This is a genomic window from Pseudomonas sp. KCJK9111, assembly GCF_046231935.1.
GTDB lineage: Bacteria > Pseudomonadota > Gammaproteobacteria > Pseudomonadales > Pseudomonadaceae > Aquipseudomonas > Aquipseudomonas parafulva_B.
The window spans coordinates 1-22,375 of the sequence record NZ_JBJJMO010000071.1; the positions used below are offsets into that span (position 1 = coordinate 1).

At 61.9% G+C, this 22,375-nt stretch carries 22 protein-coding genes and 1 pseudogene; 13 read left to right on the forward strand and 10 right to left on the reverse strand.

What is annotated here, in order from left to right; translation table 11 throughout:
- Positions 1 to 76 precede the first annotated feature (76 nt).
- Positions 77 to 403, reverse strand: a complete 327-nt coding sequence (gene trxA, locus ACK59L_RS18725; protein WP_409275307.1) for a thioredoxin TrxA — start codon at positions 401 to 403, stop codon at positions 77 to 79.
- Positions 404 to 659: 256 nt separating this feature from the next.
- Between trxA and ppx the strand changes: the two genes are divergently transcribed.
- Entirely contained in the window at positions 660 to 2,162 is a 1,503-nt protein-coding gene (gene ppx, locus ACK59L_RS18730; protein WP_182138707.1) for an exopolyphosphatase, read from the forward strand.
- On the opposite strand, the gene ppk1 is transcribed toward ppx, so the two are convergent.
- Positions 2,149 to 4,392, reverse strand: a complete 2,244-nt coding sequence (ppk1, locus tag ACK59L_RS18735) for a polyphosphate kinase 1 (protein WP_409275309.1) — start codon at positions 4,390 to 4,392, stop codon at positions 2,149 to 2,151. The genes ppx and ppk1 overlap by 14 nt on opposite strands.
- Positions 4,393 to 4,605: 213 nt before the next feature.
- Between ppk1 and ACK59L_RS18740 the strand changes: the two genes are divergently transcribed.
- The gene (locus tag ACK59L_RS18740; protein ID WP_023532679.1) at positions 4,606 to 5,190 is read left to right on the forward strand and encodes a DedA family protein; all 585 of its coding nucleotides are present in this window, start codon (positions 4,606 to 4,608) and stop codon (positions 5,188 to 5,190) included.
- Between the two features lie 101 nt (positions 5,191 to 5,291).
- Entirely contained in the window at positions 5,292 to 5,951 is a 660-nt protein-coding gene (elbB, locus tag ACK59L_RS18745) for an isoprenoid biosynthesis glyoxalase ElbB (RefSeq protein ID WP_409275311.1), read from the forward strand.
- 54 nt (positions 5,952 to 6,005) lie between these two features.
- On the opposite strand, the gene ACK59L_RS18750 is transcribed toward elbB, so the two are convergent.
- The gene (locus ACK59L_RS18750) at positions 6,006 to 6,458 is read right to left on the reverse strand and encodes a YaiI/YqxD family protein (protein WP_058602816.1); all 453 of its coding nucleotides are present in this window, start codon (positions 6,456 to 6,458) and stop codon (positions 6,006 to 6,008) included.
- A 152-nt stretch (positions 6,459 to 6,610) separates the two neighbouring features.
- On the opposite strand from ACK59L_RS18750, the gene ACK59L_RS18755 reads away from it, so the two are divergent.
- On the forward strand, positions 6,611 to 9,466 hold the full coding sequence (locus tag ACK59L_RS18755) for a class I adenylate cyclase (RefSeq protein WP_409275313.1): 2,856 nt from the start codon (positions 6,611 to 6,613) through the stop codon (positions 9,464 to 9,466).
- A 32-nt stretch (positions 9,467 to 9,498) separates the two neighbouring features.
- Here ACK59L_RS18755 and rnk read toward each other — a convergent pair whose 3' ends face one another.
- From rnk to cyaY, 3 genes are all read right to left on the reverse strand, one after another.
- Complete coding sequence (rnk, locus tag ACK59L_RS18760; RefSeq protein ID WP_058638197.1) at positions 9,499 to 9,909, reverse strand: nucleoside diphosphate kinase regulator; 411 nt, start codon at positions 9,907 to 9,909, stop codon at positions 9,499 to 9,501.
- Between the two features lie 218 nt (positions 9,910 to 10,127).
- Entirely contained in the window at positions 10,128 to 10,349 is a 222-nt protein-coding gene (locus ACK59L_RS18765; protein ID WP_058602813.1) for a DUF1289 domain-containing protein, read from the reverse strand.
- 1 nt (position 10,350) lies between these two features.
- Positions 10,351 to 10,683 (reverse strand): iron donor protein CyaY, encoded by a 333-nt coding sequence (gene cyaY, locus ACK59L_RS18770; RefSeq protein ID WP_023532439.1) that lies wholly within the window; start codon positions 10,681 to 10,683, stop codon positions 10,351 to 10,353.
- Between the two features lie 244 nt (positions 10,684 to 10,927).
- On the opposite strand from cyaY, the gene lptM reads away from it, so the two are divergent.
- The 6 genes from lptM to ACK59L_RS18800 are packed head-to-tail and all read left to right on the forward strand — an operon-like array spanning position 10,928 to position 15,550.
- Positions 10,928 to 11,143: an LPS translocon maturation chaperone LptM gene (lptM, locus tag ACK59L_RS18775; protein ID WP_058638864.1), complete on the forward strand. Its 216-nt coding sequence runs from the start codon at positions 10,928 to 10,930 to the stop codon at positions 11,141 to 11,143.
- A gap of 9 nt (positions 11,144 to 11,152) precedes the next feature.
- The gene (gene lysA, locus ACK59L_RS18780) at positions 11,153 to 12,400 is read left to right on the forward strand and encodes a diaminopimelate decarboxylase (protein WP_100852475.1); all 1,248 of its coding nucleotides are present in this window, start codon (positions 11,153 to 11,155) and stop codon (positions 12,398 to 12,400) included.
- 4 nt (positions 12,401 to 12,404) lie between these two features.
- Positions 12,405 to 13,235 (forward strand): diaminopimelate epimerase, encoded by an 831-nt coding sequence (gene dapF / locus ACK59L_RS18785; protein ID WP_409275317.1) that lies wholly within the window; start codon positions 12,405 to 12,407, stop codon positions 13,233 to 13,235.
- Between the two features lie 13 nt (positions 13,236 to 13,248).
- Positions 13,249 to 13,959 carry a DUF484 family protein gene (locus ACK59L_RS18790; RefSeq protein WP_023532867.1) on the forward strand — a complete coding sequence of 237 codons (711 nt, stop codon included), beginning with the start codon at positions 13,249 to 13,251 and terminating at the stop codon, positions 13,957 to 13,959.
- Entirely contained in the window at positions 13,959 to 14,855 is an 897-nt protein-coding gene (gene xerC, locus ACK59L_RS18795; RefSeq protein WP_058602808.1) for a tyrosine recombinase XerC, read from the forward strand. Before ACK59L_RS18790 ends, xerC begins: the two co-directional genes overlap by 1 nt.
- Complete coding sequence (locus ACK59L_RS18800; RefSeq protein ID WP_409275320.1) at positions 14,855 to 15,550, forward strand: HAD family hydrolase; 696 nt, start codon at positions 14,855 to 14,857, stop codon at positions 15,548 to 15,550. Before xerC ends, ACK59L_RS18800 begins: the two co-directional genes overlap by 1 nt.
- A gap of 76 nt (positions 15,551 to 15,626) precedes the next feature.
- Here ACK59L_RS18800 and sutA read toward each other — a convergent pair whose 3' ends face one another.
- From sutA to glnK, 3 genes are all read right to left on the reverse strand, one after another.
- A complete protein-coding gene (gene sutA, locus ACK59L_RS18805; protein ID WP_023532471.1) occupies positions 15,627 to 15,956 on the reverse strand; it encodes a transcriptional regulator SutA in 330 nt (109 codons plus the stop codon).
- A gap of 506 nt (positions 15,957 to 16,462) precedes the next feature.
- Complete coding sequence (locus ACK59L_RS18810; RefSeq protein WP_058602806.1) at positions 16,463 to 17,794, reverse strand: ammonium transporter; 1,332 nt, start codon at positions 17,792 to 17,794, stop codon at positions 16,463 to 16,465.
- A gap of 47 nt (positions 17,795 to 17,841) precedes the next feature.
- Positions 17,842 to 18,180, reverse strand: a complete 339-nt coding sequence (gene glnK / locus ACK59L_RS18815; protein WP_002555808.1) for a P-II family nitrogen regulator — start codon at positions 18,178 to 18,180, stop codon at positions 17,842 to 17,844.
- Between the two features lie 363 nt (positions 18,181 to 18,543).
- Between glnK and ACK59L_RS18820 the strand changes: the two genes are divergently transcribed.
- Positions 18,544 to 18,801 carry an accessory factor UbiK family protein gene (locus tag ACK59L_RS18820; protein ID WP_144963936.1) on the forward strand — a complete coding sequence of 86 codons (258 nt, stop codon included), beginning with the start codon at positions 18,544 to 18,546 and terminating at the stop codon, positions 18,799 to 18,801.
- Between the two features lie 35 nt (positions 18,802 to 18,836).
- On the opposite strand, the gene ACK59L_RS18825 is transcribed toward ACK59L_RS18820, so the two are convergent.
- Complete coding sequence (locus ACK59L_RS18825; protein ID WP_409275323.1) at positions 18,837 to 20,846, reverse strand: DUF4034 domain-containing protein; 2,010 nt, start codon at positions 20,844 to 20,846, stop codon at positions 18,837 to 18,839.
- 232 nt (positions 20,847 to 21,078) lie between these two features.
- Here ACK59L_RS18825 and ACK59L_RS18830 point away from each other — a divergent pair.
- Both ACK59L_RS18830 and ACK59L_RS18835 read left to right on the forward strand, forming a co-directional pair.
- A pseudogene (locus ACK59L_RS18830) lies at positions 21,079 to 22,041 on the forward strand (YifB family Mg chelatase-like AAA ATPase); the annotation flags it as partial.
- Positions 22,042 to 22,085: 44 nt separating this feature from the next.
- On the forward strand, positions 22,086 to 22,375 hold a 290-nt coding region (locus ACK59L_RS18835; RefSeq protein ID WP_409275325.1), incomplete at its 3' end, for a recombinase family protein.

Here is a 22,375-nt window from a genome sequence, read left to right on the forward strand (position 1 = left end):
CCGAATGTAACACTTGCTTTTTTGTGCGTCTAGTGCTCTGGAAAAGAAAAGCCCCGCATTTGCGGGGCTTTTTTCATCACAGGTGGGCGTCGAGGAACGCTTCCAGCTGCGATTTGGACAAGGCGCCGACCTTGGTGGCTTCGACGTTGCCGTTCTTGAACAGCATCAGCGTCGGGATACCACGCACGCCGTGCTTGGCTGGGGTTTCCTGGTTTTCGTCGATGTTCAGCTTGGCGACGACCAGCTTGCCTTCGTACTTAGCGGCGATGTCGTCCAGAACCGGAGCGATCATCTTGCACGGGCCGCACCATTCAGCCCAGTAGTCGACCAACACCGGGCCTTGAGCCTGAAGCACTTCGGCATCGAAGGTGGCGTCGGTGACGTGTTTGATTTTGTCGCTCATGGAAATCTCCAAGGTCATAAGCACGGAAAACGTTGCCCATCATAGCCGCCCCCGCGGTCGACAGGAAGCCGCAGACGATTGAGTGTAACTATAGTTGTGCAAGAGCACTCGAATCGAAACTGTCACATCGCCGTCATCAAATCGAATGGCATATTGCCGTATATCAAGCTCACCGCGCAGGCCAGGTGCCACGCGTTGGCGACCAGCCTGCTATCGTGGCACGATTGCCAGGTTAATGACCGAGAACTTCCAGATCATGCCGCATACCACCGCGAAGAACCTGTCCCTGATAGCCGCCATCGACCTTGGCTCCAACAGCTTCCACATGGTCGTGGCCAAGGCCCACCACACCGAAATCCGCATTCTCGAGCGGCAGGGCGAGAAGGTACAGCTGGCCGCCGGCATCGATGAGGAGCGCAAGCTCAGTGAAGAAGCCATGGAGCGCGGTCTTGAATGCCTCAAGCGCTTCGCTCAGCTGATCAACGGCATGCCCGCAGGCTCGGTGCGCATCGTCGGCACAAACGCCTTGCGTGAAGCGCGCAACCGCAACATCTTCATCCAGCGTGCCGAAGCCATTCTTGGCCACCCGGTGGAAGTCATTTCAGGCCGCGAAGAGGCCCGCCTGATCTACCTGGGCGTTTCCCACACGCTGGCCGATACCGCGGGCAAGCGCCTGGTGGCGGACATTGGTGGCGGCAGCACCGAATTCATCATTGGCCAGCGCTTCGAGCCCCTGTTGCGCGAGAGCTTGCAGATGGGCTGCGTCAGCTTCACCCAGCGCTATTTCCGTGACGGCAAGATCACCCCGGCACGCTATGCACAGGCGTATACGGCCGCCCGGCTTGAGCTGATGAGCATCGAGCATGCCCTGCACCGCCTGACCTGGGATGAAGCCATCGGCTCGTCCGGCACCATTCGCGCCATCGGCGCCGCCATTAGGTCCGCAGGCCTGGGCAATGGTGAGGTGAATGCCGAAGGGTTGGCCTGGGTCAAGCGCAAGCTGTTCAAGCTGGGCGAAGTCGACAGGATCGACTTCGATGGGGTCAAGCCGGATCGGCGCACCATCTTCCCGGCGGGCCTGGCCATCCTCGAAGCGATCTTCGATGCCCTGGAGCTACAGCGCATGGACCACTGCGACGGTGCGCTGCGTGAAGGTGTGCTCTTCGACCTGCTTGGACGGCATCATCATGAGGACGTACGCGAGCGTACCCTCAACTCGCTGATGGAGCGCTACCACGTCGACCAGGGCCAGGCCGCCAGGGTCGAGCGCAAGGCACTGCATGCCTTCGACCAAGTGGCCGAGGCATGGGACCTGCAGGACGGCAACTGGCGCGATCTGCTGGGTTGGGCAGCCAAGGTCCACGAGATCGGCCTGGACATTGCCCACTATCATTATCACAAGCACGGCGCGTACCTGATCGAGCACTCCGACCTGGCAGGCTTCTCGCGCGAGGATCAGCAGATGATGGCCTTGCTGGTGCGCGGCCACCGCCGCAACATTCCCAAGGACCGTTATGCCGAACTGGGGGATGAAGGGGTCAAGCTGCTGCGCCTGTGCGTGCTGCTGCGCTTCGCCATCCTGTTCCACCATATCCGGGGCACGCAGCAGATGCCCAAAGTCGAGCTCAAGGCGGCCGACAACCGCCTGGAAGTGGTATTCCCGGAAGGTTGGCTCGAACAGAACCAGCTGACCCAGGCCGACTTCGCCAACGAGGCGGAGTGGCTGGCCCGGGTCGGCTTCGTCCTCAGCGTACGTTAAGGACCGGGTTGCTCAGGCGCTCCAGCAGGGTCGCCTGGGCACTGCGCGGGTTCTGGTTACCCGTTGGACTGCTGCGCACATAGCGCCCGTCTGGCTGAAGGGTCCAGGCGTGGGTGTTGTCGGTCAGGTACGCCTCCAGTTCCTTCTTCACCCGCAACAGCAGCTTCTTGCCCTCGACCGGGAAGCAGGTCTCGACCCGCTTGTCGAGGTTGCGCTCCATCCAGTCGGCACTGGAGAGGTAGATCTGCTCTTCACCGCCATTGAGGAAATAGAACACACGTGTGTGTTCCAGGAAGCGGCCGATGATCGAGCGTACCTGGATGTTATGTGAAACCCCTGGAATCCCTGGACGCAGGCAGCACATGCCACGCACGATCAGGTCGATCTTCACCCCCGATTGACTGGCCTTGTACAAGGCCTTGATGACCTTCGCATCGGTCAGCGAGTTGAATTTGGCGATGATGTGCGCCGGCTTGCCGTCCAAGGCGAACTGGGTTTCGCGGGCGATCATGTCCAGCATGCCCTTTTTCAAGGTGAACGGCGCATGCATCAGTTTCTTCATGCGCAGGGTCTTGCCCATGCCGATCAACTGGCTGAACAGCTTGCCGACGTCCTCGGTGAGCGCATCGTCGGAGGTGAGCAGGCTGTAGTCGGTGTACAAACGGGCGTTGCCAGCGTGGTAGTTGCCGGTCCCCAGGTGCGCATAGCGTACGATCTCGCCCTGCTCGCGGCGCAGGATCAACATCATCTTGGCGTGCGTCTTGAAACCGACCACGCCATAGATCACCACCGCGCCTGCCGCTTGCAGGCGGCTTGCCATCTGCAGGTTGGACTCCTCGTCAAAGCGTGCGCGCAGTTCGATCACTGCGGTGACTTCCTTGCCGTTGCGCGCTGCATCGACCAGCGCATCGACGATTTCCGAGTTGGCGCCGGAGCGGTACAGCGTCTGGCGTACGGCCAGGACGTGCGGGTCCTTGGCCGCCTGGCGCAACAAGTCGATGACCGGCGTGAACGACTCGAAGGGGTGCATGAGCAGGATGTCCTGCTTGCTGATCACGCTGAAAATATTGTCGGCGTTCTGCAGCAACTTCGGGATGGCCGGGGTGAACGGCACGTATTGAAGCTCGGGGTGGCTGTCCAGCCCGGTAATGCTGAACAACCGCGTCAGGTTGACCGGCCCGTTGACCTGGTACAGCTCGCTTTCGCTCAGGCTGAACTGCTTGAGCAGGTAGTCCGACAGGTGCTTGGGGCACGTATCGGCGACTTCCAGGCGCACGGCATCGCCATAGCGGCGCGAGAACAGCTCGCCACGAAGCGCCCGGGCCAGGTCGTCGACTTCCTCGGAATCCAACGCCAGGTCGGCGTTGCGGGTCAGGCGGAACTGGTAGCACCCCTTGACCTTCATGCCCTGGAACAGGTCGTCTGCGTGGGCGTGGATCATCGACGAAAGGAAGACATAGTTGGCACCGGTGCCACCCACTTCCTCAGGCACGCGAATGACCCGTGGCAGCAGCCGCGGTGCCGGAATGATGGCCAGGCCTGAATCGCGGCCGAACGCATCGACGCCTTCGAGCTCGACGATGAAGTTCAGGCTCTTGTTCACCAGCAACGGGAATGGGTGGGTAGGGTCCAGGCCGATCGGGGTGATGATGGGCGCGATCTCGTCGCGGAAGTAGCGACGCACCCATGTCTTGAGCTTGGGTGTCCAGTGACGACGACGAATGAAGCGAATCTGGTGCTTTTCCAGCTCTGGCAGCAATACATCGTTAAGAATCGCGTACTGGCGATCGACCTCGATATGCACCAGTTCGCTGATGCGCGTGAGGGCCTGGTGCGGCTGCAAGCCGTCGGCGCCGGCCTGCTCGCGGGCGAAATTGATCTGTTTCTTAAGCCCAGCCACACGAATCTCGAAAAACTCGTCCAGGTTGCTCGAGAAAATCAGCAGGAACTTCAGGCGTTCGAGCAACGGGTAGCTTTCATCCAGGGCCTGCTCCAGTACCCGGATGTTGAACTGCAGTTGGGACAGTTCGCGATGAATGTACAGGCTGGTATCGTCCAGGCCGGGCACGGCGATGGGCGGCGCCGGGGCCGGCGTGGGCGGCGCTGGCTCCGCTGCAGGCTCTACAGCGACCTGGGACACAGGTGGCAGATCAGGCGGGGTCTGCACCAGCTCCTCTGGAAGCTCCTTGGCATCCTTGATCAAGACAGGGGGAAGCACTTCGTTATTCATCTGGCGGTCCTGAGGACGTTAACGCCCTATCATCAATTGAGCGGCAAGATAAGCGCCCATTATGACGCCTGTGTTACACGCCAGGGCAAGCCATGGCACACGGTTGCAGACATTGTGGTGGCGGGCACTGTTCACGTCGAGACACATTTGGACACTTTCCCGAACGCACGCGAAGGGGTAGGCTGCGCGTTCATTTCGCCAGCACCTCAGAAAATGCTCCAACAATTCCTGCAGGATTTCGGCTACTTTGCCCTTTTTCTAGGCACCTTCTTCGAAGGCGAGACCATTCTGGTCCTTGCAGGCTTTCTTGCGTTCCGCGATTACATGGACATCAAGCTGGTATGCCTGGTGGCATTCATGGGCAGCTATGCCGGTGATCAGCTGTGGTATTTCATGGGTCGTCGCCATGGGCGCAAGATTCTGGCGCGCAAGCCCCGCTGGCAGGCAATGGGCGACCGCGCCCTGGGCCACATCCGTCGCCATCCCGATATCTGGGTGCTCAGCTTCCGCTTCGTTTACGGGCTTCGCACGGTAATGCCGGTCGCAATAGGCCTTTCGGGCTATCCGCCGCGGCGCTACCTGCTGCTCAACGGCATCGGGGCCGCGATCTGGGCCATCGCCCTGGGTGCTGCGGCCTATCATTTCGGCGCAATCCTCGAAGGCCTGCTGGGCAATATCAAGCGCTACGAACTGTGGGTACTCGGTGCCTTGCTGGTGCTTGGCGTAGGCCTGTGGCTGCACCGGCGCTTTCGCACGCTGCGGGCAGAGCGCCGGGCTGCGCGCGAGTCCCAGGACTGAACACCTGCACCGCGGCACACTCCAACAGACATGGACCATCCCGCACTGCGCCGCGCTGCCAGCCTGACGGGTATCAAGCGCTTCGACCTGGAGTAATGAGCATGACAAAAAAAGTGGCGGTGATTCTTTCTGGCTGTGGCGTTTATGACGGTGCAGAAATTCACGAAAGCGTGATCACCCTGCTGCGCCTGGACCAACGCGGCGCGCAGGTGCAGTGCTTTGCACCGAACATCGCGCAGATGCATGTCATCGACCACCTGACCGGCAACGAGATGCCCGAGTCGCGCAACGTGCTGGTGGAATCTGCCCGTATTGCGCGTGGCGATGTGAAAGACATCCGTGAGGCGCGCGTCGAGGATTTCGACGCGTTGATCGTTCCGGGCGGCTTTGGCGCGGCCAAGAACCTCTCGGACTTTGCCCTAAAAGGCGCAGACTGCACTGTCAATCCGGCTGTCCTGGCGTTGGCCGAGGCGTTCGCCGCTGCCTGCAAGCCAGTTGGCCTGATCTGTATCTCGCCTGCACTGGCTGCCAAGATCTATGGCCCTGGCGTGGTCTGCACCATCGGTAACGACGCCGATACCGCTGAGGCCGTCGTCAAGATGGGCGGCACCCACGAAGAATGCGACGTGCACGACATCGTCGAGGACCCGCAGCGCAAACTGGTGACCACTCCCGCCTACATGTCGGCAAAGACCATCAGCGAAGCCGCTGGCGGGATCTACAAGCTGGTTGATCGCGTGCTGGAGCTGACCCACGAGTAAGCTCCGCTTGCCCGGCTGGAGCGCCTGACCGGGCGGTTGACGCTCTACTGGATATCAACGCACCGATAGCCGAGTGATAATCCGGTCCAGCGCATTGGCAAACGCCTGTTTGTCGCGATCCCCATAGGGCCCCTGCCCGCCGCCCGACTGGCCCTGTTCACGCAGTTCGGTGAACAGGTTGCGCGTAGCCAGGCGCTCGCCCATGTTGCGCTCGTCGAACTCGCGCCCGCGCGGATCCAGCGCCGCTACGCCTTTCTTCACTAGCCGGTCGGCCAGCGGCACGTCGCTGCAGACGACCAACTCACCCGGCACGGCATGCTCGACGAGATAATCGTCGGCCGCATCCATGCCACTGGGTACCACGATCAGTTGCACGATGCCGAATGCTGGCTTGGCCACCGCCTGACCCGCGACCATGACCACTTCGAACTTGCGCTTGAGGGCGAACTTGACGATCAGGTCCCTGGCGGCCTTCGGACACGCGTCGGCATCGATCCAAACACGCATGATTTACCTCACGTTGTCATTGAGCCAGCCATGATGCACTACCCCACAGGTTGCAGGAACTCGCGCAAATGGCCTCAGTACTCAATGAGCCTGCGTGGGCCTTATCGTTCAGGCTACACTCGCCCCAGCTTCAGCGGACTGATGAGCGCAAAATGAATTGTCCCGACGAGATCCAACTGGACCTGGACAACGGGATCGACCGTAAGCTGCTGGCCACCTTGCGCGGGCGCTACCTACAGATCAACGCAGGCCGCCTGCAGCGGGCAATGGCCGGTTTGCCCCCCCGCCAGCAGCAGGTGCTGACCGTGCTGCCAGTGCTGTTCCATGTGAACCATCCGTTATTGCCCGGCTATGTTTCGTCGATGACGCCGGCAGGGATCTGCGACTTCGAGCCAAGCGGCGACCAGGTATTCGAAGCCCAGCGCCTGGCACGTGCTTTCAGCTACAAAGCCCGCGACAACACCTCTGCACGGTCCATCGACGGGCTGTTTCTAATCGGCAGCCTGGGCACGCTTGCCCAGGCTGAGGACAGCGACATCGATGTGTGGGTATGCCATACCAGCGACCTGGAGCACGAAGCGTTGGAGTCACTGCAGCGTAAATGCCAGTTGCTGGAGACCTGGGCCGCGAGCCAGGGCGCCGATACGCATTTCTTCCTGATTGACACCCAGGCGTTCGCTCAAGGCCAGCGCGCAGGCCAACTCGGCACCGACGATTGCGGCACCACGCAGCATTATCTTCTGCTGGACGAGTTCTACCGCACGGCCCTCTGGTTGGCAGGACGGACGCCACTGTGGTGGTTGGTGCCGCCCGATCAGGAGTGCGCTTACCCGGCCTACGCCCAGACCCTGCTGGCAAAGCGTTTCGTACGTCCTGGAGAAGCGCTCGATCTGGGCCACCTGGGGCAGATCCCAGGCCACGAATTCATTGGCGCCGGGCTTTGGCAGCTGTTCAAAGGTATCGATGCCCCTCACAAGTCCTTGCTCAAACTGCTGCTGGCCGAAGCCTATGCCAGCGAATACCCCACCGTGCGGTGCCTGAGCCTTGACTACAAGCAAGCGGTGTTCGCCAATCAGCTCGACCTTGACCATCTCGATCCTTACGTCATGGTCTACCAACGGATCGAGCGCTACCTGATACAGCGCGGTGAGCTGGCTCGGTTGGAACTGGTGCGGCGCAGCTTGTACCTGAAAGTGAACGGCAAGCTCAGCGAACAGGGGCGCGCCGAGGGCTGGCAACGCCGCCTGCTGCGCAGCCTGACCGACGCATGGGGATGGGGAGGCGCGCAGCTGGCCATGCTCGATGGTCGCCCTGGCTGGGGGGTGCACCAGGTTACCCTGGAGCGCCGCGAACGGGTGGCCGAGCTCAGCCGCAGTTACCGGTTTCTGGTGCAGTTCGCACGCGCTCACGACGCGACCAGTCGGGCTGACCTGCGCGAGCTCAGCCTGTTGGGGCGGCGTCTGCAAGCGGCATTCGAACGCCGTGCAGACAAGGTGGAAATCCTCCAGGGCGACCGTGCTTGCGACCTGGCCGAACAAACCGTGACGTTGGCCCAATCACCCAGCCGCAGAGCGCCAGGCAGCCACCCCTGGGCACTCTACAGCGGTAACCTGCATGGCCATGAGATGGAACTCGCCAACCCGATCAAGCGCTGCTGGCACCTTGTGGAACTGTTGGTCTGGGCCCATTGCAATGGCGTGATAGACAGCCACACACGACTGGCGCTTCATCCGGGCATCAGCGATCTGAAAGAGCCTGAATTGCAGGGCCTGCTCGCAAGCCTGCAGCAGCTCATCGTGTTGCCGCTGCTGGCCGTCAGCGAGGTGAGGCTATTGCAGCCAAGCGCTGCCGAAGATGTGCTGCTGCTGATCAACGTGGGCATCGACCCCCTGCCCCACCACCGTGAACTGGATATCCTGCTGACCACTGAGCGTACCGACTCGCTCAGCTACGGTGGCCTGCGGGAAAACCTGGTATTGACGGTGGACCAGGTCACGATCAGCTCCTGGAACGAGGTGCTGGTACATCGCTACGACGGCGAGCACGCGCTGATGCGATGCCTGCGCGACTTCATCAACCTGCCGAAACAGGCAAGCGGCTGGCCCAACGTGCGGGCGCACTGCTTTGCCCAGCACCGGGCGCAGGCCATCAGTCAGCGTGTCGCCGAGCTCTTCCAGACCGCGCGGCAGTTGCACGAACAGGAGGCCCCTGGCCGTTACCTGGTGCAAGTGGCGCACCAGGTTCATGTGCTGGAGTGGCTTGGGGGCAAGGTCGTCCTCACAAGCCTGGACGATCATGATGCGCTACTCGCGTTCCTGGGCCAGGCGCGCAGCACCTACAGCCCTGTGCATCTGGATGCCAATGCCTTGGCGGACACCGATGTAGGCCTTGTGCTCGAGCAAGCCCGCCGCGACTGCGTTCAGGTCTTCTATCGACTATTCGACAACTGGGCCGAGCTCTACGTGCTGGATGAATGCAACGCCTTGTGGCACGAGCGCGTGCCGTTGCAGGACGAACCTCATCTTCTGCTGCCGCTGCAACGCTTTCTGGCATCGGTCTTGCGACGACGCGAGGCGCAGTTGCCTTATGGTGCAAGGCAAGCAGCACGCCTGGACATCGTGTACGCGCAGCTGCTCGGGTCTGGATCAGGCAGGGCACGGGGCCTGGAGCAGCGGGTGGCACCGGATGCGGGGAACGCGCAGCCCTACTACGACGTCCAGGCCATGCTTCACGCCGACACCGACGGTGCCACGCACGTGACCTTGCTCTGCGAAGAGCAGGAGTTCTCCGAGCTCGACCATGGGCCGAGCCTGTATGGCGTGGTGGCCCGGGAAATCATCGCCCAACGGCGAAATGCGGGCCAGTATCGGTGCTACATCACCGACCTGGATGTTTCCGGGTTGCCCGATGGCCGCCAAGCCACGACGCAGGTCTACCTGAACTACAAGCGGACACTTGAGCAGGCCTTGAATGAGGGGCTACGGCAGGTGCTGGCGAGCCAGGCTTAGGCACTGGCCGCGCCAGCGGTGCGTTGCAAGCACTAAAGGTCGAAATCGCCCGCCGCTTCCGGCTGGTACTCGACTTCCAGCAACTCCAGCTTGAGGGTCTTGCCCCCTGGCGCCGGCCAGTCGATCTGCTCACCCACCGACAACCCGAGCAAGGCACAGCCGATGGGCGCCAGGACCGAGACCTTGCCGTCTGGCCCGGCATCCTTGGGGTAGACCAAGGTCAGGTGGTAGTCCTTGCCACTGGCTTGCTCGCGGCAATGCACGCGCGAATTCATGGTCACCACACCTGCCGGTACCTCATCATGACCTACCACCTGCTCGGCACGGTCGAGCTCGCCGCTGAGCGCGAGCACGCCAGGGGTACTTTCGTCGAGGCTATCGAGCAGACGCTCCAGACGTTGTACATCCAAACGGGTGAGGATAAGGGAAGGCTTGGTGCTCATGATCCAGTCAGACTCCTTTGAACAGGCAGTTTTTCGATGCACAGATAAAGCGAAACCCCGCCCTGAGCGCGTAGTGCTGTTCACTTGAGATTGTTGGGGCTGCTGTGCAGCCCTAAGTGACCAGCATTACGCCCAAAGGCGGGGTTTTCGAATGCTTTGGCGTCATCGACGCAAGCCCCGACACTACCACAGCGGGGCAAATACTCAAGCCCTTGCTATCAGTGTGCCTTACGGTCGCGAAGCGCAGTGGCCTCACGGCAGATCTGCCGACGGCGCTCGTCATCGGCAGAGCGCCATTCGCGGATATGTTCCACATGCCGATGACAGCCGGTGCACACGCGCTGCTCGTCAAGGCGGCAGATGCTGATGCACGGCGATGGCACCGCTGGGCTGACGTTGCTGTAAAGCGGCTTGGGGGGCCGAACGGGTGCATTGCTCATGTCAGATGTCGTCGAAATCCAGCTTTTCGCCGGCTCGCTCCCACACGATGCGCTCAAGCATTTCACCTAGCAGCTCTTCGCTCTTCTCGCACACCCACTTGCCGCTCTCTTCGTCATAGTCGAAGTGGAAGCCGCCTGACCGATCGGCCAGCCACAGCTGGCGCAAAGGCTCCTGGCGGCTGAAGATCAGCTGGGCTCCACCTTCGAACTTGACGGTAAGCACCCCAGCGGAGTTCTCCATGTCCAGATCCAGCCCGCTTTCGTCGAACAGGTCTTCCAGCGCCTGCTGGGTAGCGTCGACCAGATCATGGAAACGCGCTTCACTCAAACTCATTGCAGGAACCTCGAAATTGGCGGCGTGACAGGCAAGCCGGGCACGATACGGGCGCTGGCCGATGAATGCAAAGGTTTAGCCAGGGTCCTTGCAGGCCACTTCGCTCGCAATGCAGCCCTGACGGCAAACAGGTGCAGGTCGGCACCAAGGATAGCCTGCCCGGCGGGCCGGTACTTGCATAGGCAAGCCGCCGGTCGCTCGGTATACTCGGGCTCAATACTGCATTTTTCTAAGGATTTCATCCATGAAGCGCCTGATTTCCTCCCTCGCGGCGCTGGTCGCTGTTGCCTGCCTCGTTTCTGCATGCGGCCAGAAAGGCCCGCTGTACCTGCCCGATGACGGCAAGGACCGCAAAGACGCCCACTCGGCGCACCAGCACCAGACCAAAGCCAAGTCAGCACAGACCGAGGAGCAGCAAGACACGCTGCAGTCCGAGCCTGAGCAGTCGCCTGAGCAATAAGGGAATCGGATGAACGTCTTCAATTACCGCGACGGTGAACTGTTCGCGGAAGGGGTGTCCCTGTCGGCGATCGCCGAGCGGCACGGTACCCCCACCTACGTGTATTCGCGTGCCCATATCGAGGCCCAGTACCGCAGCTACACCGATGCCTTGCAAGGGTGTGAACACCTGGTCTGCTTCGCGGTGAAAGCCAACTCCAACCTGGGCGTGCTCAATGTACTGGCGCGCATGGGTGCAGGCTTCGACATCGTTTCAGGCGGCGAACTCGAGCGCGTGTTGGCTGCTGGCGGGCGCGCCGACCGCGTGGTGTTTTCCGGCGTGGGCAAAACCCGCGAAGACATGCGTCGTGCGCTTGAAGTGGGCGTGCATTGCTTTAACGTCGAGTCCACCGACGAGCTGGAGCGCTTGCAGCAGGTGGCCGCCGAAATGGGCAAGGTCGCGCCCGTCTCGCTGCGGGTCAACCCGGACGTGGATGCAGGTACCCACCCGTACATTTCCACCGGGCTCAAGGAAAACAAGTTCGGCATCGCCATCGCCGATGCAGAGGCCATCTACGTGCGGGCCGCTCAGCTGCCCAACCTGGACGTAGTCGGGGTCGATTGCCATATCGGTTCGCAGCTGACCACCGTGGAGCCCTTCCTCGATGCGCTGGACCGCTTGCTGGTACTGGTCGACCGCCTGGCAGAGTGCGGCATCCACCTGCGCCACCTGGACCTGGGCGGCGGGGTCGGCGTGCGCTACCGCGACGAAGAACCACCGCTGGTAGCCGATTACATCCAGGCCATTCGCGCGCGCCTGGGCGATCGGGACCTGGCACTGGTGTTCGAGCCGGGGCGCTATATCGTGGCCAACGCTGGCGTGCTGCTGACCCGTGTGGAGTACCTCAAGCACACCGAACACAAGGACTTCGCCATCATCGATGCGGCCATGAACGACTTGATTCGCCCAGCCCTGTACCAGGCCTGGATGGGCATCTGTGCAGTCAAGCCGCGTGAGGGCGAAGGTCGTCCGTATGACCTGGTCGGTCCGATCTGCGAAACCGGCGATTTCCTGGGCAAGGACCGAGTCCTGAACCTTGCCGAAGGTGACCTGCTGGCCGTTCAGTCAGCAGGCGCCTATGGTTTCGTGATGAGCTCCAACTACAACACCCGTGGCCGTTGCGCGGAAATACTGGTCGACGGCGACCAGGCTTTCGAAGTACGCCGCCGCGAAACCATCGCCGAATTGTACGCTGGCGAAAGCCTGCTGCCGGAGTAAGCCCATGCTGCTGCGTTTTACCAAGATGCATGGGCTGGGCAACGACTTCATGGTCCTGGACCTGGTAAGCCAGCATGCCCACATCCAGCCCAAGCATGCCAAGCAGTGGGGCGATCGCCACACGGGCATCGGCTTCGACCAGTTGCTGATCGTCGAGGCGCCGAACAACCCGGAAGTCGATTTCCGCTACCGTATCTTCAATGCCGACGGCTCCGAAGTTGAACAGTGTGGCAATGGTGCACGCTGCTTTGCGCGGTTCGTGCTCGACAAGCGCCTGACCGCCAAGAAGCGCATACGTGTGGAAACCAAGGGCGGCATCATCGTGCTGGACGTGCAGAACGACGGCCAGGTCAGTGTCGACATGGGTCCGCCACGCTTCGTCCCTGCCGACATCCCGTTCGTCGCCGACGCGCAGTCGGTGAGCTACCCGCTGGAGGTGGACGGTCAGGTGCATTCGATTGCCGCGGTGTCCATGGGCAACCCTCACGCCGTACTGCGCGTGGAGGACGTGGTCAGTGCCCCTGTGCATCAGCTGGGGCCGAAGATCGAAAACCACCCGCGCTTCCCCCAGCGCGTCAATGCCGGCTTCCTGCAGGTCATTGACCGCCACCGCGCCAACTTGCGCGTGTGGGAGCGCGGTGCTGGGGAAACCCAGGCTTGTGGTACCGGGGCCTGTGCAGCTGCCGTGGCTGCCATCAGCCAGGGCTGGATGGACTCGCCCGTCTCCCTTGACCTGCCGGGCGGGCGCTTGCATATCGAGTGGGCCGGGCCAGGCAAGCCGGTGGTGATGACCGGCCCAGCCGTACGCGTCTACGAAGGACAGGTTCGATTTTAAGCGAGTAACCGTCATGACCGATCACCCCAAGGATATACCCCAGCAGGCCGCTGAGCTCGATGCCGAAGCGGTGGTCGCTTACCTGCGTGCTCATCCGACCTTCTTCACCGAGCATGATGAGTTGCTGGTCGAGCAGCACATTCCACACCAGCGCGGCGACAGTGTTTCCCTGGTCGAGCGCCAGCTCAAGTTGCTGCGCGACCGCAACATCGAGATGCGCCACCGCCTTTCGCAGTTGATGGACGTGGCCCGTGACAACGATCGGTTGTTCGACAAGACCAGACGCCTGATCCTGGACTTGCTCGACGCCACCACGTTGGAAGACGTGGTGATGGTCGTCGAAGACAGCCTGCGTCAGGAGTTCCAGGTGCCTTTCGTCAGCCTGATCCTGTTTGGCGACAACGTGGCGCCCGTGGGGCGCTGGGTCAGCAACGCCGAAGCCCAGCAAGCGATCGGCCCGCTGCTCGGTAGCGGCAAGACCGTCAGCGGCAGCCTGCGTGAGCACGAGCTGGCGTTTCTGTTCGGTGAGGAGCAACGCCGCGACGTAGGCTCCAGCGCAGTGGCGACCCTGGAGCACCAGGGGCTGCATGGTGTGCTGGCCATTGGTAGCCGCGACCCGCAGCATTACAAGAGCAGTGTCGGCACGCTGTTCCTGAGCTATATCGCCGAGGTGCTGGGCCGTGTGGTCCCCCGCGTCAGCCAAAGCCTGCGCCCGGTGCGCTGATGGAACGCCAGCTGGAGGCTTACTGCGCACACCTGCGCAATGAGCGCCAGGTTTCCGAGCACACGCTTGTGGGCTACCGTCGGGACCTGGAGAAGGTCATGGCCTACTGCAGCGAGCAAGCTATCGGGGGCTGGCAAGCCTTGCAGATTCAGCACCTGCGCCAGTTGATCGCGCGCCAGCATCACCAGGGCCAGTCTTCGCGCAGTCTGTCCAGGCTGCTATCGGCGGTGCGAGGGCTGTACCGTTACCTCAACCGCGAAAAGATCTGCCAGCACGATCCTGCCAATGGCCTGAGCGCCCCCAAGGGGGAGCGTCGATTGCCCAAGGTGCTCGACACCGACCGTGCCTTGCAACTGCTCGATGGCGGCGTGGACGATGATTTCATTGCCCTGCGCGATCAAGCCATCCTCGAATTGTTCTACTCCTCAGGCCTGCGCCTTTCGGAGCTGACCAACCTTGACCTCGACCATGTAGACCTGGCCGGTGGCCTGGTACAGGTGCTGGGCAAAGGCGGCAAAGCCCGCGTGCTGCCGGTAGGGCGCAAGGCGCGGGAGGCGCTGCAGGCGTGGTACCGCGTGCGTGGCGCCGGCAACCCCAGGGATCGCGCCGTATTCATCACTCGGCAAGGCAATCGCATCAGCCCACGCGCCGTGCAACAGCGGGTCAGGGTGGCCGGAGAACGCGAGCTGGGCCAGCACTTGCATCCGCACATGCTTCGCCATTCCTTCGCCAGCCACGTGCTGGAATCGTCCCAGGACTTGCGCGCTGTACAGGAAATGCTCGGACACGCCGACATCGGCACGACGCAAATCTATACGCACCTGGATTTCCAGCACCTGGCAACGGTGTACGACAGCGCCCATCCCAGGGCCAAACGCAGCAAAGGCACCGACTGATGAACATCAAGCTGATCACCTTCGACCTCGACGATACGCTGTGGGACACAGCGCCGGTCATTGCCAGTGCCGAGGTTGTGCTGCGCGACTGGCTGCAAGCCAATGCCCCGTTGCTGGGCGACGTGCCTGTCGAACATCTGTTCGCCATCCGTGAACGGATCGTCCTGGCAGAACCCGAGCTCAAGCACCGCATCAGCGCCTTACGCCGCCGCGTGCTGACCTGCGCCCTCGAAGAGGTCGGCTACGGCCAGACGCAGGCGCAACAATTGGCCGAACAGGGGTTCGAGGTGTTCTTGCAGGCCAGGCACAAGGTCGAGATTTTCCCGGAAGTCCAGCCGATGCTGGAATTGCTGAGCCAGCATTACGCCCTGGGCGTCATCACCAATGGTAATGCCGATGTCAGCCGGCTGGGGCTGGCCGACTATTTCCGCTTCGCCTTGTGCGCAGAGGACCTGGGTATCGGCAAGCCCGACCCTGCCCCATTTGAAGAGGCCCTGCGGCGCAGCGGCGTGCCTGCCAGCGAAGCGGTGCACGTCGGCGATCATCCTCGCGATGACATTGCCGGTGCCCAGCGCGCCGGGCTGCGCGCTGTCTGGTTCAACCCCCAGGCCAAGGCGTGGGCCGGTGAACAAGCGCCGGATGCCGAAATTCAGCGCCTGTCACACCTGCACGAAGTGCTTGTCCGCTGGCAATGACCTCACCGACAGCTCCTCCCCGCGCAAGCCAGGCATAAAAAACCCGCAGCGACGGCGGGTTTTTCGAGGGCATCGCTTAGATAGGGCGACTGCCGTATTTGTTGTCCGGCTTCTTGGGTGGGTCGGCGACCACGTTGGCCTCGACTTCCTGAACCTTGCCGCCACGCGACAGGAACTCTTCCATGGCCTTGGCCAGGGCATCGCGCTCCTTTTGCTTGGCTTCCAGGCTGGGCATCTCGTCTACCGAGACAGCCGCCTTGGATTTGCCCTTGGCAGCGGGTGCAGGACTGCTGTCGTCGTCGCCAGCGTCTTCTGCAACATCATCGGCAGCCGCTTCCAGGCCGTCATCAGCCTCGTCTTCATCACCGACCTCGAGGTCATCATTTTCCAGATCGTCGTCGCTCATGTTCTACCTCATGACGTGCAAAAGCAGGTTAGTTAGAGACCATTGCAGCCGTAGACCGGCAGCTCTTGGTGAAAATTCAACTGGCCGTGGGTTCGACCTCGGCCTTTGGGCCAACACATCTGACGGACGGCTGTACCCTGGTGGGCCTGCACGTGGCAGTGCCGCACAAAACCTGTGACCCTGCTGGGCCACGCGCTTTTTTAGCAAGCCTGGCAAAGGCAGGCAGGGGTGATGAATGCATGATCCAACACCCTTCGGCGCGCATTCTAGCGCGCTCGCAGAAAAAGCAAAGCGCCATGAATGCCCCAACTTTTGTAAGTTTTGTACCCGTGTCACAAACAGGCGGGATAAACCGTTTGCGCGCCTGAAAATACTGGGCAAGTGATCAAAAAAAGGCAGCAGGTGAGCCACATGCCAGCCCATGCCCCGGACGCCTGCCCAGGCCGACCCCAACCACAAGACGAAAAAATGCCCGGCAAGCCGGGCACATTTCTGCAGCTTCGTTGTTACAGGTTGTAGCCGCGTTCGTTGTGCTGCGCCAGATCCAGACCAACGGCTTCTTCTTCTTCGTTGACCCGAAGCCCCATCACCAGGTCCAGGACCTTGAGGATGATGTAGGTGACGATGGCGGTGTAGGCCACGGTGAAAATCACGCCCTTGGCCTGCACCCAGACCTGCATGCCGATATCGGTGACCGCGCCGAAGCCGCCCAGCGCCGGGGCTGCGAACACACCGGTCAGAATGGCGCCGACAATACCGCCGATGCCGTGTACGCCAAATGCGTCCAGGGAGTCGTCGTAGCCGAGCTTGCGCTTGAGGCTGGTGGCGCAGAAGTAGCAGATCACGCCCGATGCCAGGCCGATGACCAGGGCGCCCATCGGCCCCACCGTGCCCGCTGCCGGCGTAATGGCGACCAGGCCCGCGACCACGCCCGATGCGATACCCAGCGCACTGGGCTTACCGTGACCGATCCATTCGGCGAACATCCAGCCCAACGCCGCAGCAGCCGTGGCGATCTGGGTGACCAGCATGGCCATGCCTGCAGTGCCGTTGGCCGCAGCCGCCGAACCCGCGTTGAAACCGAACCAGCCGATCCACAGCATGGCCGCGCCCATCAGCGTGTAGCCCAAGTTGTGCGGTGCCATGGGTGTGGTCGGGTAGCCTTTGCGCTTGCCCAGCACCAGGCAGCAGACCAGGCCTGCGATACCGGCATTGATGTGCACGACGGTGCCACCCGCGAAGTCCAACACGCCCCAGTCCCACATCAGGGCACCGTCACCGCTCCACACCATATGGGCGATCGGCGCATAGACGAGGGTGAACCAGATGCCCATGAACACCAGCATGGCCGAAAACTTCATGCGCTCGGCGAAGGCGCCCACGATCAAGGCCGGTGTGATGATGGCGAACGTCATCTGGAAGGTGATGAACACCGCTTCGGGGAACAGCGCCGTGGCCGAGGTCAGGCTGTCAGGCGTCACGCCGCTGAGAAATGCCTTGGAGAAGCCGCCGACGAAGGAATTGAAGTTGAGAACGCCCTTCTCCATACCGGTGGTATCGAAGGCCATGCTGTACCCGTAGACGACCCAGAGAATGCTCATCAAGCCAGTGATGGCGAAGCACTGCATCATCACCGACAACACGTTTTTCGAGCGCACCATGCCGCCATAGAACAGCGCCAGGCCTGGGATGGTCATGAACAGCACGAGCGCCGTGGCGGTGAGCATCCAGGCGGTGTCGCCGGAGTTGAGTGCTGGCGCGGCCTCCTCTGCAAGGGCAAGCCCTGGCATGACGAAGGACAATAGGGCTCCTAGCCCTGCGATCTTACGCAGAGTCATATTGTTTTCTCCTGGGGCGTTGGGTTTGGTGAGGCTTGTGTTGCTGCTTAGATCGCGTCGGTATCGGTCTCGCCGGTACGGATGCGGATCGCCTGCTCCAGATTCACCACGAAGATCTTGCCGTCACCGATCTTGCCGGTGTTGGCAGCCTTGGTGATGGCCTCGATTACCCGATCCAGGTCTTTGTCATCGATGGCAACATCGATCTTCACCTTGGGCAGGAAATCGACCACGTATTCGGCACCGCGATACAGTTCGGTGTGACCCTTTTGACGCCCGAAGCCTTTGACTTCGGTGACGGTGATGCCCTGCACGCCGATTTCCGACAGTGACTCGCGCACGTCGTCCAGCTTGAACGGCTTGATGATGGCTGTGACTAGCTTCATGAAACTCTCTCCCGATTTGGTGGACTTGCCCCAGGAAAACAAACCCGTCTCAAGTCTAAGCGCAGCGGTTGCCTTTTGTAACGCGTCGTCGGCATGCGCACTGCCTGGTCACAAGGAACTGCATCAGTGCATGGCTCGCTTAGCACTTTGCAGAAACCTTGCCAGGTCTGTGAAAGCCAGCAAAATCAGACCTTTGGGCTCACTGCACGGCATTCGCCTATCACCAGCACCCAGCCTGTGCACTCATACGGTGCGAGGCCGACACTGCCGTTGCGCGAAAAATGTGCAACGCCGCCTTGTCATTGGAGGCATCGGGGTGCGTGGTACACTGGCCGCCATTTCCCGACACCGGTGGACACCTTCATGCTCGCGCCCAAAGCCCTTCTCGATGCCCTGAGCGACCAGGCCTCGCGCCTGTTCAGCAGCGACAACACCCAGCCTCGGGCTGAGCTGGAAAGCCAGTTCAAGGCTCTGATGCAGGGCGCTTTGAGCAAGCTCGACGTGGTCAGCCGCGAGGAATTCGACAGTCAGATGGTGGTGCTGGCACGCACCCGGGCTCGCCTGGAGGCGCTGGAGAAACAAGTCGCCGAACTCGAAGCGCGCCTGGAAGCTAAACGCTGACACCCAGGCTGAGTGAATTAGCCTCTTATCAGGTTTCAGCGCGCTTCAAGCCTGCGGGCCGGTCGATCCAGGCCAGGTTTGGGCGGCAGTTCGCTGGGGCGTAGGGTGCCCCGGAACAATGCAGCACCGTATTGCGTGAACAGCGTGCGTACCCTGTTATGCGAATTGAGGACTTCGGCGTGAATGTCTTCGATCGCAGTGTCGCCAGGTCGCAGGCTCGCCGCGTGGGTCACCCACTCGATGGCTGCGTAGCGGCTTTGCCTGCGTGTACCTTGCCCCTGCATCCAGGCAAGCCCCAGCTCGGCACTGGCACGCGCCGCAATAGCGCTGTCCGGGTGTTCCACCAGGCTGAGCAAGTAGGCGACCGCCTCGGCTCGCTCACGCGGCTGGCCAAACTGGCGCAGCAATATGCCCAGGTGCAACCGTGCACAGGCATTGGTCTGAGCATTTCCTAGGGCGTCTATCAACAGGCACCTGACCTCGAGCATCTTGTCTCGATCACCAAGGTTCGTCCCCCCTTGCATCTGCTGGCAGGCCAACCGGTATTTGGCTTGGCGACTGCCCATCTGGACGGCGCGCAGCAACCATTGCTCAGCCACTTCACGGTCCAGGTATCGCCCAGGGGTATCGTTCCACTCGCCCTGGTGCAGTTCAAACAGGCTCAACGCCGCACCTGACAGGGCTTGCTCGGCGCCGCCCTGAAGCAAAAAGTAGGCGACTTCATGCCGACCGTAGGACCAGAGCAAGCGGGCCAGTTCCAGGATCTTCAAGCCCGGCGCCTGGCCCGCCCGCTGGCGCTTGATCGCAATCGTCAGCCAGCGCTTGGCTTGATCGCCGCTGCGCGCCAGGCCCCACAAGCCACAGTGATGACCCGCGGCCCGCAGCGCGCAGGCAGCGGCGTGGGAGCGGCCATCGCTCAGGCGAAGGATCGCGGTATTGAGCAACGCCTGCTCGTGCGCGGGCGTGCTCGTCAAAGCCGTGATGACCAAATGCCGAAGCGGCGGTCCCAGCGCCTGAACGCCGCCCAGGTCGGCGGGGCATGCAAGGCTCTGGGTAAAATCGGCCAGTGCCTGGTCGTGATCGCGCAAAACGCTCGCCTGCAATGCACCGCGCCAGGCGAGCATTACGGCAGTCTCCCTGGGCCGCAATGGGCGCACAGCCCAGTCTTCGAACAACTGCTGGTACTCTGCTACGGCGCGTGGGCGCTCGGTACTGGGGAGTTTCAAGCGTGCCTCGACGGCCATCCATCGCAGCGCATTGCGCAACGGCTCGCTCCAGCCTTGGCAGGACGGCATGTTGACCAACCGTTCGACGGACTCGACTTGCCCACGTCGGTCCTGCAACAGATACAACGCATGGGCCTTGATGGCCTCGAAGCAGCCCGGCCGTGCGGCCAATGCCTGTCTCAGCCAATAGGCCTGCGGTTCCTGGCGCTCGGTGCGCGGCGCGAGCCCATCGGGCAACATCCGAGGCAGCTCGGCCAAGGGCATCACCCCATGCCTGACCAAATACGGCGCCGCAGCCTCCTGCACCTCTACATCCGCACGTGCACTGGGCCTGAAGCGGGCAGGCTGCTCATTGAACAGCTCCATCAGCCAGCCCGGCTCGCGGAACCTGGCACTGAGCAACTGCAAGCCTATGGCGGCCGCAACCGGTCGCTCCGAACGGGCCAGGGCTTTGAGTAAATGGGCAGTGGCGGTTTCGCACATTTGCTCTATCGCCAGCCAGCGTGCCGGTGTGCGGGCGCCGCCCTGGTCCACCTGGCAGGCACGGTTGAGGCAATAGAAGCCCATGACCACCTGCGGGTGATAGGCCCTGGGGCAGGCATCGATCCAGGCCCGAAGGACCTGACTCAGCGCCCTGTCCCCCTGGTCCGGGTCGATCAGCAGATGGCTCTCGACAGCTGAGAGGTAAGCTGGGAACTCACCCGGAGGGGCTTGGTGCCAGCGAGCCTCCAGGGAATCGAAATAGCGGTTGAGCTCGACGAACGCATTGGTCTGAACCAGTTCGCGAATAACCTCACGGGTGTGGGTGAGCGTTTGCACAGCGCAATACCTCAAGTCCATTTCAAGGTCGAAGCGGTGCCATCCCATGGCATCGGTTGTTTGCTCGAACAACACTAAGCCAAAGAAGGTCGCTGCGCAAAGCTATTGGATCCATTTCCAGACGCTACTTAGGTGGAAATGATCAGAAGCACACTGGTACCCCCACCGCCGTCCTGGCTCGCTATGCTTGGTCCATCCGCAGGAAGCGGTCTTGGCAGCGAATGGAGCGCCCATGTCTTTAGCCCTTGTCCACAGCCGCGCCCAGGTAGGCGTGCAGGCCCCGGCCGTCAGCGTCGAAACCCACTTGGCCAATGGCTTGCCTCATCTCACATTGGTCGGTTTGCCCGAAACCACGGTCAAGGAAAGCAAGGACCGCGTGCGCAGTGCCATCGTCAACAGTGGCCTGAATTACCCAGCGCGGCGCATCACGCAAAACCTCGCACCCGCCGACCTGCCCAAGGACGGTGGCCGCTATGACCTGGCCATCGCCTTGGGCATCCTGGCGGCCGACGCCCAGGTGCCCGTTGCCGCCCTGACCGAGCTCGAATGCCTGGGCGAGCTGGCGCTGTCGGGTACGTTGCGGCCGGTGCAGGGCGTCTTGCCCGCAGCACTCGCCGCACGCGAGGCTGGCCGAGCGCTGGTAGTACCCCGTGAAAATGCCGAGGAAGCCAGCCTTGCCAGCGGTTTGGTGGTGTATGCCGTCGGCCATCTATTGGAGCTGGTGGCCCACCTGAACGGGCAGGTACCGCTACCTGCCTATGCCGCCAATGGCTTGCTCCTGGACCCTCGCCCCTATCCCGACCTGAGCGAGGTGCAGGGGCAACTGGCCGCCAAACGCGCGCTGCTACTGGCCGCTGCCGGGGCGCACAACCTGCTCTTCACCGGGCCGCCGGGCACTGGCAAAACCTTGTTGGCCAGCCGCCTGCCGGGCCTGCTGCCACCGCTGGATGAGCATGAAGCCCTGGAAGTCGCCGCCATCCAGTCGGTCAGCGGCCACACCCCGCTGAGCAGCTGGCCACAGCGACCGTTTCGCCATCCTCACCATTCCGCCTCCGGGCCTGCGCTGGTGGGTGGCGGAAGCCGGCCGCAGCCCGGGGAAATCACCTTGGCCCACCACGGGGTGCTGTTTCTGGACGAGTTGCCCGAATTCGAGCGCCGGGTACTTGAAGTGCTGCGTGAACCCTTGGAGACGGGAAGGTAGTATTCTCACACTTCCAGATCCATCGCAGGACGCCCGAAATGCCCACCGCATACGCATACATACGTTATTCATCCAAGGCCCAAGGTGAAGCCGGTAAGGACTCGGTTGACCGCCAGATGGCGTCGATTCAGGCCATTACGAAGCATCATGACATTGAGCTACTCCCAAAAAATATCTTTTCAGATACGGGCGTATCAGCTCATGATGGAAGCAATAAAAAGAAAGGTAAACTCAAAGACCTAATTGATATGATAAATGACGTTCATATCAAACCGGGTGATTATATTTTTGTTGAGAGTATCGACCGTTTAAGTCGCCAGAGGTTGCT

Excerpts from the sequence above, each read along its gene's own strand:
- trxA (WP_409275307.1), bottom strand. The coding sequence starts at position 403 with ATGAGCGACAAAATCAAACACGTCACCGACGCCACCTTCGATGCCGAA.
- lptM (WP_058638864.1), top strand. The coding sequence starts at position 10,928 with ATGAAGCGCCTGATTTCCTCCCTCGCGGCGCTGGTCGCTGTTGCCTGC.
- ACK59L_RS18820 (WP_144963936.1), top strand. The coding sequence starts at position 18,544 with ATGCTCGCGCCCAAAGCCCTTCTCGATGCCCTGAGCGACCAGGCCTCG.
- ACK59L_RS18740 (WP_023532679.1), top strand. The coding sequence starts at position 4,606 with ATGCTCCAACAATTCCTGCAGGATTTCGGCTACTTTGCCCTTTTTCTA.
- rnk (WP_058638197.1), bottom strand. The coding sequence starts at position 9,909 with ATGAGCACCAAGCCTTCCCTTATCCTCACCCGTTTGGATGTACAACGT.
- ACK59L_RS18765 (WP_058602813.1), bottom strand. The coding sequence starts at position 10,349 with ATGAGCAATGCACCCGTTCGGCCCCCCAAGCCGCTTTACAGCAACGTC.
- ppx (WP_182138707.1), top strand. The coding sequence starts at position 660 with ATGCCGCATACCACCGCGAAGAACCTGTCCCTGATAGCCGCCATCGAC.
- dapF (WP_409275317.1), top strand. The coding sequence starts at position 12,405 with ATGCTGCTGCGTTTTACCAAGATGCATGGGCTGGGCAACGACTTCATG.
- ACK59L_RS18755 (WP_409275313.1), top strand. The coding sequence starts at position 6,611 with ATGAATTGTCCCGACGAGATCCAACTGGACCTGGACAACGGGATCGAC.
- lysA (WP_100852475.1), top strand. The coding sequence starts at position 11,153 with ATGAACGTCTTCAATTACCGCGACGGTGAACTGTTCGCGGAAGGGGTG.
- glnK (WP_002555808.1), bottom strand. The coding sequence starts at position 18,180 with ATGAAGCTAGTCACAGCCATCATCAAGCCGTTCAAGCTGGACGACGTG.
- sutA (WP_023532471.1), bottom strand. The coding sequence starts at position 15,956 with ATGAGCGACGACGATCTGGAAAATGATGACCTCGAGGTCGGTGATGAA.
- elbB (WP_409275311.1), top strand. The coding sequence starts at position 5,292 with ATGACAAAAAAAGTGGCGGTGATTCTTTCTGGCTGTGGCGTTTATGAC.
- ppk1 (WP_409275309.1), bottom strand. The coding sequence starts at position 4,392 with ATGAATAACGAAGTGCTTCCCCCTGTCTTGATCAAGGATGCCAAGGAG.
- ACK59L_RS18810 (WP_058602806.1), bottom strand. The coding sequence starts at position 17,794 with ATGACTCTGCGTAAGATCGCAGGGCTAGGAGCCCTATTGTCCTTCGTC.
- xerC (WP_058602808.1), top strand. The coding sequence starts at position 13,959 with ATGGAACGCCAGCTGGAGGCTTACTGCGCACACCTGCGCAATGAGCGC.
- ACK59L_RS18790 (WP_023532867.1), top strand. The coding sequence starts at position 13,249 with ATGACCGATCACCCCAAGGATATACCCCAGCAGGCCGCTGAGCTCGAT.
- ACK59L_RS18750 (WP_058602816.1), bottom strand. The coding sequence starts at position 6,458 with ATGCGTGTTTGGATCGATGCCGACGCGTGTCCGAAGGCCGCCAGGGAC.
- cyaY (WP_023532439.1), bottom strand. The coding sequence starts at position 10,683 with ATGAGTTTGAGTGAAGCGCGTTTCCATGATCTGGTCGACGCTACCCAG.
- ACK59L_RS18800 (WP_409275320.1), top strand. The coding sequence starts at position 14,855 with ATGAACATCAAGCTGATCACCTTCGACCTCGACGATACGCTGTGGGAC.